Origin of the sequence: Streptomyces monticola, assembly GCF_042665355.1 — a bacterium.
In the GTDB taxonomy this organism is placed as follows: domain Bacteria; phylum Actinomycetota; class Actinomycetes; order Streptomycetales; family Streptomycetaceae; genus Streptomyces; species Streptomyces monticola.
The window spans coordinates 131,197-143,870 of record NZ_JBHTCF010000010.1 but is presented as its reverse complement, the minus strand read 5'-3'; the positions used below and the strand labels follow the sequence as shown (position 1 = coordinate 143,870).

8 protein-coding genes are annotated in these 12,674 nt (G+C 73.7%); all 8 read right to left on the bottom strand.

Annotation, left to right across the window (positions count from 1 at the left end; genetic code table 11):
- Window positions 1–71: 71 nt before the first annotated feature.
- Window positions 72–1,721, bottom strand: a complete 1,650-nt coding sequence (locus ACFQVC_RS23225) for a PucR family transcriptional regulator (protein WP_381833512.1) — start codon at window positions 1,719–1,721, stop codon at window positions 72–74.
- Between the two features lie 103 nt (window positions 1,722–1,824).
- Window positions 1,825–2,931, bottom strand: coding sequence for an o-succinylbenzoate synthase (menC, locus tag ACFQVC_RS23220; RefSeq protein ID WP_381833509.1), 1,107 nt, complete (start codon window positions 2,929–2,931; stop codon window positions 1,825–1,827).
- On the bottom strand, window positions 2,928–3,932 hold the full coding sequence (locus ACFQVC_RS23215; protein ID WP_381833506.1) for a GNAT family N-acetyltransferase: 1,005 nt from the start codon (window positions 3,930–3,932) through the stop codon (window positions 2,928–2,930). The genes menC and ACFQVC_RS23215 overlap by 4 nt, the downstream gene beginning before the upstream one ends.
- A complete protein-coding gene (locus ACFQVC_RS23210; RefSeq protein WP_381833502.1) occupies window positions 3,929–5,191 on the bottom strand; it encodes a M20 family metallopeptidase in 1,263 nt (420 codons plus the stop codon). Before ACFQVC_RS23210 ends, ACFQVC_RS23215 begins: the two co-directional genes overlap by 4 nt.
- 67 nt (window positions 5,192–5,258) lie before the next feature.
- The gene (locus tag ACFQVC_RS23205) at window positions 5,259–8,666 is read right to left on the bottom strand and encodes a serine hydrolase (protein WP_381833499.1); all 3,408 of its coding nucleotides are present in this window, start codon (window positions 8,664–8,666) and stop codon (window positions 5,259–5,261) included.
- Window positions 8,663–9,670 (bottom strand): ABC transporter ATP-binding protein, encoded by a 1,008-nt coding sequence (locus tag ACFQVC_RS23200; RefSeq protein WP_381833496.1) that lies wholly within the window; start codon window positions 9,668–9,670, stop codon window positions 8,663–8,665. The genes ACFQVC_RS23205 and ACFQVC_RS23200 overlap by 4 nt, the downstream gene beginning before the upstream one ends.
- Window positions 9,667–11,658 (bottom strand): dipeptide/oligopeptide/nickel ABC transporter permease/ATP-binding protein, encoded by a 1,992-nt coding sequence (locus ACFQVC_RS23195; protein WP_381833494.1) that lies wholly within the window; start codon window positions 11,656–11,658, stop codon window positions 9,667–9,669. The genes ACFQVC_RS23200 and ACFQVC_RS23195 overlap by 4 nt, the downstream gene beginning before the upstream one ends.
- Window positions 11,658–12,668 carry an ABC transporter permease gene (locus tag ACFQVC_RS23190; RefSeq protein WP_381833491.1) on the bottom strand — a complete coding sequence of 337 codons (1,011 nt, stop codon included), beginning with the start codon at window positions 12,666–12,668 and terminating at the stop codon, window positions 11,658–11,660. Before ACFQVC_RS23190 ends, ACFQVC_RS23195 begins: the two co-directional genes overlap by 1 nt.
- Between the last annotated feature and the right edge of the window lie 6 nt (window positions 12,669–12,674).

The following is a 12,674-nucleotide window of genomic DNA, read 5'->3' as shown; positions in this document are numbered from 1 at the left end:
GGCCGGTTGCGGAAAGTTCATCCGAAGGTTGCGCCGGCCGACGGGAGACCTGGCGGTGCGCCAAGGGGGAGTCAGCCCGGCGACGTGTCGGGGCGGCGGAGCAGGCGTAGCTGCAGCATCAGGGCGAAGCGGGCGTCGGGGTCGCTGAGTTCGGTCTCGGCGACCTCGGTGACGCGGCGCAGGCGGTAGCGGAACGTGTTCTGGTGGACGTACATCGCTTCGGCGGCGGCGGGGACGTCGCCGAAGGCGTTGAGCCAGGCGCGGAGCGTGTCGACCAGGTGGGCGTCGTGGCGGCGGTCGTAGGCGAGCAGCCTGGCCAGAGGGCCGGTCGGGGGGTGGCCCCGTGCGGCGCTGAGGTCGGCGAGTTCGAGGAGCAGCGCCTCGATGTGGACGTCCGTCATGCGGGCGAGCCGGCGGGTGCCGCCGTGGGTGCGCAGGACGTGCAGGGCCCGGTCGGCGCCGTCGCGGGAGCGGGCCAGGCCGGTGCCGTCCGCCGCGGCCGGACCGATGCCGATCAGGGGATGAAGGCGGTCGCCGACGCGGGTGAGGAAGTCGGAGCCGACGCGGGCGGCCCGGTCCTCGGCGTCGGTCCTGTGGTTCTGCACGGGCAGGATGCCGTAGGCCACATCGCCGATGAGGGCGGTGGCGGCGCGGGGGTGGACGGCGGTGAGGTGCATGGCGAACGCGTCGGCCAGGCGCTGGCGTTCGGCGGTGTGCTGAGCGTGCAGATCGGTGGAGCGGGGGAGTGCGGGCGGCTCCGGCGCGGCCAGGGCGAGGACGACGCCGGCGTGGTCGGCCAGGCCGAGGCGTGCCAGGGCCTCGGCGGCTCCGGGGCCGCCTTCCAGGGCGGTGCCGACCAGGTCGGCGCGGAGTCTGCGCTCGACGTCGGCACCGGCGCGCAGCCGCAGCATGTGCAGGGCCACCAGCTTGGCCGCGTCGTGCAGTGCCTGGGTGCGCTGCTCGCTCAGGGGTGTGCGGACAGCGGCCCAGATGGAGCCGAGGATCTCGTCGCCCGCCCGTACCGCGATGGCGACGCGGGGGATGTGGAAGTCCTCGGTCTCGGGAGGGGTGACATGGACCGCCTTGTCGTGGCGGTACAGGGCGCGGAAGACGCCGCGGTCTTCCAGGAGGCGGGTGAAGCGTTCGGGTACCTGGCGGCCCAGGATGGTCTCCACGCGGGAGGGGTCGGCCTCGTCCTGGCGGCCGGAGAAGGCGAGGACGCGGGAGCTGCGGTCCTCGATGGTGATCGGGGCGTCCAGGAGCGCGGCCACCGCGTTGGCCAGGGCGAACAGATCGCCGGACGGAGTGCCGCCCAGAGTCTGCGGGCCCGCCTCGCCGACGTCGCCCTCGGCCAGCAACGAGCGCAGTACGGCGGCGAGTTGGGCCCAGGACGCGCCGCGGGTGAGGGCGAGCAGGGCGACCCCGGAGCGCTGTGCCACCGTGGTGACCGCGGGGTCGTTCGGGGCGGGGGCGCGGACCACCAGGGCGGCGGCGCCCGCCTCGCCGAGCTCCGTGAGCAGCCGCGCGGTCTCGGCGGCCTGGTGCAGACCGACGGCGAGGACCAGCGCCTGCCGGGGAAGCACCGGTTCGTCCAGCGGATCATGGATGACCACGCCGCCGATCGCGTCCGCCTTCTCGGGATCGCCGCAGACGAGATCGAGGAGCGTGGTGCCGAGGTCCTCCAGGACCCGCCCCAGGCTCGCTCGCGGTCGCTCCTGCACGGCGACAGGCTCCCTCCGGCCCCTGGAGACAGTGGTCATGGCGGCCCTTCGTCGGCCTCGACGGGATTGTGTGCCTCGTTCGTCGTGTGCGACAAGGGATCGGTCACGCCGGGATCCATTCGGTGGAGACGGTGAACTCCTCGAGCGCGGCCGGGACGGGGGCGACACCGAGGCCCGGCCCGGCGGGCACGGGCAGATGGCCGTCGAGCAGGACGAACGGCTCGGTGATGTCGGTGCGGTAGTAGCGGTCCGATGCGGAGGTGTCGCCGGGGAGGGTGAAGCCCGGCAGGGCGGCGAGCGCGACGTTCGCGGCACGGCCGAGTCCGGTCTCCAGCATCCCGCCGCACCACACGGGGATGCCGTGTGCCGCGCAGACGTCGTGGATGCGGCGGGCCTCCAGATAGCCGCCGACCCGCCCCGGCTTGATGTTCACGATGCTGCACGCGCCGAGCGTGATCGCGGCCGCGGCGGCGCGGGCTGAGGTGATCGACTCGTCCAGGCACACGGGCGTCTCGACGCTCTTGGCCAGCTGGACGTGGCCGAGGATGTCCTCCTCGTCGAGTGGCTGCTCGATCAGGAGCAGGCCGAACGGGTCGAGCCGGGCCAAGTGCCGGGCATCGGCCGGGGTGTAGGCGGCGTTGGCATCCACCTGCAACAGCAGGCTGTCGCCGAAGCGTTCGCGTACGGCCCGTACCGGCTCGATGTCCCAGCCGGGCTCTATCTTGAGCTTGATACGGAGATAGCCGGCGTCGAGGTAGTCGGACACCGCGTCGAGCAGCTCCGGCACGGAGCCCATGATGCCCACGGACACCCCGCAGGGCACCCGGTCGTGGACGGCGCCGAGCTCGCGGGCCAACGGCAGGTCACGGGAGCGCAGTTCGGCGTCGAGGACGGCCATCTCCAGTGCGGCCTTCGCCATCCGGTGCCCCCGGAACGGAGCCAGGGCCGGGGCCACCGCGGCGGCGTCGAGGTGCTCGTGGCCGGTCAGTGCCGGGACGAGGAAGCGGCGCAGGACGTCGGCGCAGGCCGCGGCGTACTCCGATGAGTAGCGCGGGTCGGCCATCGCCACGCATTCGCCCCAGCCCTCCGCGTCGGTGCCCACCGCCCGCAGCAGCAGGGCCGTGCGCGCGGTCTGGGCGGAGAAGGAGGTGCGGAAGGGCGCCACCAACGGCAGCCGGATCTCGCGGACTTCGACCCCGGTGAGCTTCATTGCGCGTCCTCTCGCTGCAGGATGTACCAGCCGTCGCGGTCGAATCCGCTCACCCGCCAGCCGTCGGCGAGCGGTCCGCCGAGTGCGTCGCGCAGGGCCGAGCGCCAGGCCGCCGCGGACCGCGGATCGCTGCGGCGGAGGTGTTCGATGTCGGCGGGGACGGCGACCAGGGCGCCGGTGCCGGTGACCCGGCCGGGGGTGGGGCGGCCGTCGGCGGTGATGCCCAGGGCGACGGCGGCACCGGCCGCGCGGGCCGCCGCGGTGTCGGCGGGCCTGTGGTGGCCGTGGCAGGCCGCGGCGACCTCGGGCGCGGCGAGGCGCCAGTCCACCAGGAGGCGGTCGGTGTCGTCCGCGCCGTTGATGCCGTCGTTCATCCGGCCGTAGAAGTTGGTCAGATACTCGGCCGGACGGGCGGCCAGTTTGGTGATGTTGAAGAAGGCGTTGCGCCGGACCAGCGGATCGAACGTCCAGGACACCTGCGTCGCGCCGCGCTGCAGTGCCCAGGCACGCTGGTGCGCCTTGAGCGCGAAGCCCACGCTGCGCCCGCGCATCCTGGCGGAGACGCCCGCGATATGGCTGTGCAGCGCGCCGTGCGGTGGTGGGCCGAAGAAGCCGATACAGGCGCCGACCAGTTCGCCGCCGTCGCCTCGGCCATCGCCTCGGCCGTCTCTTCGGCCGTCGCCATGGCCGATGCCTCCCGCTCCGCTGCCGCCACCGCTGTCACCTTCGGAGGCGTCGAAGGCGGCCGCGACGTAGTTGCCGGCCTTGTCCATGGCGCGCAGGAGCTCCGTCGTCACCAGGCCGTTCTCGCCGCCCGGCGTCCAGATGCCCGCGAAGAGACGGCACACCGACTCCAGGTCCGGCAGGGCACTGACCGGTTGTACGCGGCAGCCGGCGGCACGGGCCGCCGCGTCGGCCGCGGCCGTGGCGTCATCGGCGAGGCGGTTGCGGTGCCCGGTGTCCGGCGCCGTCGTGGCCAGGGCGGCGGGGATGTCCGTCATCGGGGGCTCCCGCCGGTCGCTGTCGTCTGGGTGGTCTGGGTGGTCTGGGTGGTCTGGGTGGTCCGGGTGGTCCGGGTGGTCCGGGTGGTCCGGGTGGTCTTGGTTGGCTGGGCGGTCCGGCGTTCCCGGGCGTTGTGGCCGTGCTGCGGTTCGGCGGCCGCCACGTCATCGATCAGCGCCGCCAACAAGGCCGTACGCCCCGGGAGTTCGGCCACCAGCACATGCTCGTGATCCGCGTGCGCACCACCGCCGACCGCGCCGAGCCCGTCCAGCGTGGGAGTGCCGATCCCCGCGGTGAAGTTGCCGTCCGATGCCCCGCCCACGGCCGCTGCGGTGAGCGGCCCGATGCCGAGCCGGTCCGCCAGATGCCGCGCGCGCCGGTAGAGCGCGGCCGAGGCGTCGTGTGACAGGGGCGGGCGGTTGGGGCCGCCGGCCACATCGATGGACGCGCCCTCGACGACGGGACGCAGGGCGCGGATCGCCGTATCCACCCGGGCCTGCTCGGCGGCGTCCCGCACCCGGACGTCCGCCGTGAACCGGCCGGTGTCGGCAACGGTGTTGCCGGTGGTGCCGGCCGCCAGCACCGTGGGGGTGACCGTGGTACCGGCCTCGGCGTCGGCGAGCGCGGCGACCGCGAGGATCTGATGGGCGCTCTCGACGGTGGCGTTCACACCGCGTTCCGGTTCGAGGCCGGCGTGCGCCGCCCGCCCGTGCACGCGCACCTCGTACAGCGAGACGCCCTTGCGTGCGGTCTTCAACGCCCCGCCGTCCGCGGCGGCTTCCAGGACCAGCGCGGCATCGCAACCGGCCGCCTCGGACTCGATCAGCTCCCTGGACGACGGTGAACCGAGCTCCTCGTCGCCGGTCACCAGCAGGGTCACCCCGTCCGGGACACCGGCTGCGGCCAGTGCGTGGAACGCCATCACCAGGCCCGCCTTCATGTCGAAGCAGCCGGGTCCGCGCAGTACTCCGTCGCGCACCTCGAACGGGTGCGTGGCCAGGGAGCCGAGCGGCCACACCGTGTCGTGATGGCCGAGGAGCAGCACTCGCCGGGGCCCGTCGCCGAGGCGCCAGCGCAGGTGGCTGCGACCCTCCAGGACCAGCAACTCCGGTTCTGTGCCCAGATGTTCGGCGCCAAGGGCGGCGACCGCCTCGGCGCTGTTCGCCACGGCGGCGAGGTCGGCCGACGGGGACTCGGTCCGTACGAGCCGCTCTATGTCGGCGACCAGCGCGGGCAACGCGGCCTGGAACAAGCCCACGTCAGGAGCTGCTCGAGGGGCTCCCCGATGACTGCCCTCCGGATGGCCCGCGTGCAGGCGCTCCACGTCAGGACACCCTCGGAGTCGCGCGCACGCCGTAGTGCACATAGCGCTCCCCGGTCTCAAGTGCGTAGAACGTCACGGGCGTCCAGGACCGGCTGCCCGCCTGGCGGACGACGAAGAGGTCATCCGCGACCGGCACCAGGTCAAGCTCCTGGACCGGCGTCGGCACCAGCTCGGCGAGCGCCCCGGTCACCGTCTGGCGCAGCCGCAGTCGCGGGCCTTCGATGCCGGTCAGGATCTCGATGCGCGCGCCGGCCCGTTCGTAGCGGCCCAGATACCGGCTCGTGTCCGCCTCGGACGACAGGGGTGACAGGGGCGGTACGGGCGGTGGCTCGAGCGGCTGCGGCATGGTGACTCCGGCGACCTCGGCGAAGATCTCCCGGAACAGCTCCAGATACAGGTCGTGGGCGCCCCCGCCGTTGGTGAGGAGGGTGACCGCGAGGTCCTGCCCGGGCAGCAGGCGCAGGAACGCCGACTGGCCCAGGGTGTTGCCGTCGTGTCCGATGAGCCGGTGGCCGTTCCAGTCGAAGCGGATCCAGCCGAGGCCCCAGGAGTCCCCGAGCGTGTGGGTGTCCGGCAGCTCCACCTGCTGTTCCGTCATCGCGCGCGCGGCCGCCTCCGACAGCACACGGTTGCCGTCCGGGGTGCTGCCGCCGGTCAGGTGCAGACGGGCGAAGGCCAGTACGTCGGCGGCCGTGGCGGTGATGAGCCCGGCGGGCCCGGCGGAACGGGGCAGGCCCCAGGCCGGCACCGGTCGCGGCTCCGCCTCGCCCTCGGCGGCGTGTCCCATCGCGGTGCGAAAGCGCAGGGCCTCCTCCGGGAGCGTGACCGTGTGTGCCAGACCCAGCGGTGTGCAGAGCCGCTCTCGCAGGGCGCGGTCCCAGCTCATACCGGTGAGCTTCTCGATGACCCGGCCGGCCAGGACGTAACCGGAGTTGCAGTACGAGAACGTCGCCCCCAGCGGGTGGTTCTGCGCGGCCCGGTCGAGCTGGTCGACGTACCGTTCCAGGCAGTCGTCGCCCCTGCCGGTGTCGGTGAAGATATCGCCGTCGATGCCGCTGGTGTGGGTGAGCAGATGCCGCATGGTCACCTGCTTCGCGGTCTGCGGATCGCAGAGCCGCAGGTCGGGCAGTACGTCGGCGAGAGGGGCGTCGAGGTCGAGCAGTCCCTCGTCGGCCAGTTGCATGACCAGGGTCGCGGTCCACACCTTGGTGATCGACCCGATCTGGAAGAGGGAGTCCTCGGTGGCCGTCACGCCGGTGTCCTTGTTGAGCACACCGTGGGCGGCCAGGGCGGTTTCGTCGCCGCGTGCGATGCCCAGGACCGTGCCCGGCACTCGGTGGCGGGCCGCCAGCTCGTCGAGCCTGCGCTGCCAGTGCGCGACGTCCAGCGGGGCACGGGCCGGCCGCCCGGGGCCTCCCGCGTGGCGTTCCACCCAGTCCACGATGCGGCGCGAGAGATCGGCGCGGTGGGAAGGGGCGCCGTCCAGGAGGAACAGATGCGAGCCGCCCGGGTAGAGCACCAGGCGGGTGGGCACACCCCGCTCGCGCAGGGCGGTGAACCACTGCTCGGCCTGCCCGACGGGGCAGCGTTCGTCGGCGGCGCCGTGCAGGACCAGGGTCGGGGTGCGGACGTGCTCCACCCGGGAGTACGGGGAGAGTTCGCCGTAGCGTGCGCGGTGGTGCCAAGGCGGTCCGCCCAGTTCGGCGACGGCCAGCTGGTGTGCCTCGTCGCTGGTGCCGGACATGCTGGTCAGGTCGCTGACCACGCCTCCGGCGACGGCGGCGGCGAACCGGTCGTCGTGGCCGGTCAGATAGCAGGTCATGAAGCCGCCGTAGCTGTAGCCGGCGACGGCGAGCCGGTCCGGGTCGGCGGTCTTCTCGGCGACCAGGGCGTCGAGGGGTTCGAGGAAGTCCCGGGCGTCGGCCGCCCCCCACGCGCCGAGCGCGGCGGTGAAGAACGCCTCGCCGTAGCCGTCGCTGCCGCGCGGGTTGAGCAGCAGGACCGACCAGCCGCGGGCGACCAGCGCCTGGTGGTAGAGGTGCACCGGGTCGGCCGCGCCGTTCCAGGCGTTGTGCGGGCCGCCGTGGATGTCGAGCAGCAGCGGCGCGGGCCCGGAGCGGTCCGGGTCGCGCAGCAGCCAGCCGTGCACGGTGGTGCCGTCGGAGACGGTGAACTCCCGCTCCTGCGGCGTGAACAGCTCCACCTCGGCGAGGTTCCCGCTGTGTGCGGTGCGGATCCGCTCGCGCCCGGTGGCCAGGTCGACCGTCGCGATCTCGCCGTAGGAAGCGGGCGTCGACAGGACGACCGCGGCGATGCCGCCGGCGGCCGACACACCGGAGACCACCCGGCCCGCGCCGCCGACGAGGGCCCGGGGCCCGCCGCCGTCGATGCCCATCGCGTACAGGTGGGTGCAGCCACGGTCGCGCACGCAGAACAGCACCGTGCGCCCGTCGGCGGCGAGTTGGGGCGGCGCGCCCGGGTAGCCGGGCCCGCCGGGCATCACATTGCGGTCGAGCGCGGCGGTCAGAGCGACCGGTGCACCGCCGTCCAGCGGTACGCGCAGCAGGCCCGCGTGGCCGATCTCGCTGTCCGCGCGCCCCACGACCAGCAGCGCGTCGCCCCCGCCGCTCCAGCCGACGGTGTACGCCATGCCCTCACCGCTGCCGACAAGACGCGGCTCGACACCGAGACCGACACCGACACCGGCACCGGCACCGACATCGGCACCGGCTCGGGCACCGGCCCTCGCGATGTCCACGACGTACGCCCCGGAGCGCAGCGACAGATCGGCGTCGGCGCCGCGTGCCGCCGTGAACGCGAGGCTGCGTCCGTCGGGCGACCAGGCCGGGGCGACGGCGTGCCAGTCGCCGTGGGTGATCTGCCGGACCGTACGGCGGTCGAGGTCGAGGTGGTGCAGGTGGCTGCGGACCGTACCCAACAGACCGTGTCCGTCGGCCTTGTAGCCGAGGCGGTCCGTCACGACCGGTGCCGTCGTACGGCCCGAAGCCGCCGTCTCCTCCCGGCCGTCGACCGGAGCCGTGAACGCGATGGCGGCGCCGTCCGGGCTCCACACCGGCGCACCGGCACCCAGCGGCAGGCTCGTCACCGGCTCCGGCTCACCGCCGTCGGCGGGCAGCAGCCACAGCTGCGCGGGGCCGTTCCCGGCGCGCAGGAACGTGACCCACCGGCCGTCCGGCGACCAGGCGGGAGCGGTGTCCGCGGGCCCGTTGGTGAGCCGCCGCGCCGGCCCTCCGTCGGCGGGCACCGTCCACAACGCGCGGTGGTCACGGTCCAGTTGGCGGTCGGCGGTGCGCAGCACGTACGCGATGCGGGTGCCGTCGGGGGACAGGGACGGCTGCTCCGGCAGCGCGATGGCGTAGAGGTCCTCGATGGCCAGGCGTCGGCTCACAGTGTGCTGTCTCCTCGCAGAGGGGTCGGATACGTGAGGTCCGCGGCGGGGGCGAAGTGGCATGCGGACCGGTGCGCTCGGGACACGGCGCCTTCGGCCGGGTCGTCGGTACGGCAGATGCCGCGATCGGCGTGGACCAACGGGCCGACGGGGCAACGCGGGTGATAGCGGCAGCCCGGCGGAGGATGGTGCGGGTCGGCGGCTTCGCCCAGGCCCGGCGCGTCGTCCTCGGCGTTCTGCAGGAAGGAGCTCCGGCCCGGACGCCCGGGCAGAGCGGCAAGCAGCTCGCGGGTGTAGGGATGGCGCGGGTCGGCGAGTACTTCCTCGGTGGGGCCCGTCTCCACGATCCGGCCGAGGTACATCACCGCGACCTGGTCGCTGAGGTAGCGCACCACGGCGAGGTTGTGCGAGATGAACAGCATCGACAGCCGCAGCCGCCGCTGCACGTCGCGCACGAGGTTGAGCACGGTGCCCTGGACGGACACATCGAGGGCCGAGGTGATCTCGTCGGCGATGACGACCTGCGGCCGCCCGGCCAGGGCCCTGGCGAGCGCGACCCGCTGGCGCTGTCCGCCGGACAGCTGTCCGGGCAGCAACGCGGCCCGGTCCGGGGCCAGATGGACCTGCTCGAGCAGGCGCACCACCTCTGCGCGCCGCTCTGCCGCGCCACGCCCCGCCTGCCGCGGTATCGCCTCGGCGATGGAGTCCCCGATGCTCATCCGCGGATCGAGTGAGGAGTACGGGTCCTGGAAGACCATCTGCAACGGGCGCCGTCCGCGCCGCAGTTGCCGCACGTCGGTGCCGCCGAGCAGGACGCGGCCCGCGGTGAGAGGGGCGAGCCCGACCGCGGCCCGGGCGAGCGTCGACTTCCCGGAGCCCGACTCGCCGACCAGGCCGACCACTTGTCCGGACGGCACGGTCAGGCTCGCGCCGTCGACGGCGGTGAGGCCGTGGCGGCGGTGGCCGTAGTGCACGCGCACCGCGTCGAAGACCAGATCGCTCACGCCGTACCTCCCACGGTGGTCCCCTCGACGGATTCGGTGTCCTGCTGTACGGGGTGCCAGCAGGCGACCCGGTGGTCCTCGCCGTGGGCGACCGGCTCGGGCTCCTCGCGGCCGCAGCGGTCGTCCGCCCGCGGGCAGCGCGGGGCGAACGCACAGCCGGGCGGCACCCGTTCCGGCTCCGGCGGACGACCGGGGATCACGGCCAGGGGCCGGTCGCGGTCGGTGTCCAGATCCGGGACTGCGGCGAGCAGCGCCCGCGTGTAGGGGTGCCGGGCGCCGGTGTGCAGATCGGCGGCGGGCAGGTCCTCGACGATGCGTCCGGCGTACATGACCAGAATCCGGTCACAGGTCCGCGCGACCACGGTGACGTCATGGCTGATCAGCAGGAGGGCGGTGCTGCGGCTCGCCCGCACCTCGGCGAGGAGGCGCAGCACCTGCCGTTGCACGGTGACGTCGAGCGCGGTGGTCGGCTCATCCGCGATGATCAGCCTCGGGTCACCCATCAGGCCCATGCCGATCATCGCGCGCTGGCGCATGCCGCCGGAGAACTCGTGCGGGTACTGCCGGGCACGCCGCTCCGGTGCGGGTACGCGGACCGCGCGCAGCCGGTCCACCGCTCGCGCGAGAGCCGCTCCGCGGCCCAACCGCTGGTTCTGCTCGGCGACTTCGGCGAGCTGCCGGCCGACGCTTCTGACCGGGTTGAACGACGTCATCGGGTCCTGGAAGACCATCGCGAGGGACGTGCCGAGGAGCGCACGCAGCTCACGCTCCGGGGTGTGGAGCAGCGGGGTGCCGGCGAAGTCGAGGCGGTCGGCGGTGACATGGGACGGCGGCTCGATGAGGCGGGAGACGGCGAGCGCGGTCAGGCTCTTGCCGGACCCGGACTCGCCCACCACACCGACCGCCTCTCCCGGGTGCACGGCGAAGCTCACCCCGCGCACCGGCGTGATCCAGGCCGACGGCTCCGGACCGGGGAAGGCCACGCGGAGGTTCTCCACCGCGAGCACCGGCCCGCCCTCGCCCCGCGTGTCCGACGCGGCATCCGGGACGGCCGGCGCCACGGCACGAGGACCGGTCCGGTGCGACAGCGTGCGTACGCCGAGGACGGCGGCCGCGGCCTCGCCGAAGAGGTTGAACGCCAGGCCGGTGACGACCACGGCGACACACGGGGCGAGGGCGGGCGCGGGGGAGAGGTAGATACGGTCGAGGCCCTCGCCGAGGAGCCGGCCCCAGTCGTAGTCCGGTGCCTGCACCCCCAGGCCCAGGAACGAAAGACCCGCGAAGGCGAGGAGCGAGGAGCCGGCGCCGATGGTGGCGTTGACCGCCAGGGGTTCGCCGATGTTGGGCAGGACGTGGCGCACCAGAAGGCGCAGCCGCCCCACCCCGGCCACCCTGGCCGCGGCCACGAAGTCCTGGCCCGCGACCGATGCGGCCAGGGTCTGGGTGAGCCGGGCGAACGCCGGTGCCATGGCGAGCCCGATCGCCAGGACCGCACCGGTCGTGCCCACCCCGAAGATGACCGCGAAGAACAGGGCGAGGAGCAGCCCGGGGAAGGCCACGGCGATATTCACGAGGGCGGTCACCAGGCGCCCCGCCCGGCGCGGAAGCACCGAGGGCGCCGCGCCCAGGACGATGCCCAGGAGCCCGCCGATCAGCGTGGCGGTCACCGCGAGGAGCAGGGAAAGCCGGGTGGCCACCAGGACCCGGTGGAAGATGTCACGGCCCAGGTTGTCCGTGCCCAACAGGTGGGCGTCGGAGGGCCCTTGCTGGATCGCGGCGGTGTCCACCACGGCCGCGTCGTTCCCCCACAGCAGAGGGGCGAGCACCGCCAGGACCGTCACGGCCAGCAACAGCCCCCCGGCACAGGCACCCACGGGGGTACGGGCGACGGCGAGCCACCTGGACTTGGAACGGGGCCCGGCCACAGACCCGGCCTCGGCCTTGGAACGACGTACGCCCGTCAGCCCTTTGGTGCGACGTACGCCCATCAGCCCTCCCTGATCGTGGATCGCGGATCGAGCACCGCGAGGAGCACATCGACCAGCAGGTTCACCAGGAGCACCCCGGCGCCGTAGACCAGCACGACGGCCTGCACCACCGGATAGTCCTTCTGCAGGATCGACTGCACGATGGTCGAGCCGAGCCCGGGCCAGGCGAACACGTTCTCCACCAGGACCGTGCCCGCGACCAGCGCGGACAGCAGCAGCCCGCCGAGGGTGAGCGTCGCGGTCAGCGCGTTGGGCAGCGCGTGCCGCAGGTACACCAGGCGGGCGGGCAGCCGCTTGGCGCGCGCGGTCCGGACGTAGTCGGCGCCGAGTACCGACAGCATCTCCACCCGGCACAGCCGCGCCAGGACCGAGGCGGGACCGACCGCAAGGGCCAGTACGGGCAGGACGTACGACCCGGCGCCCGCGCGCCCGGCGACCGGGAACCAGCCGAGCCGCACCGCGAAGACATACGCGAGGACGACGGCGAGCAGGAACTCCGGGATCACCGCGAGGAACACGCTGACCGAGGTGAACGCCAGCTCCCCGCCCCGCCGGCGCCCGCCCCGGGTCAGCGCCGCCATCAGCACGCCGACCGGGACCGCCACCACCAGGGCGGCGACGAAGGCGAGCACGGCGAGCTGCAGGGTCGCGGGCAGCCGGTCGCCGATGGTGGCCGAGACGGGCAGACCGCTGATGGTGGAGGTCCCGAAGTCGCCCGTGCACACACCGCCCAGGAACCTCAAGTACTGCTCCCACAAAGGGTCGTCGAGCCCCAGTGCCGCGCGCCGTGCCGCCACCATCTGTGGCGAGGCCGTCATGCCGAGCGCGGCACGGACCGGGTCGCCGGGAATCAGATGGATCATCAGGAACGCCGCGGACACCAGGACCCACAGCGACACCACCAGGCGGGCCGCACGCCGGACACCGAACACCAGCCACCGGTTGCCCCGGGCGCCGGCGGCGGACGTTTCCGGGGCCGCCGCCCGCGCCTCGATCACGGCTGTCGTCATGGACGC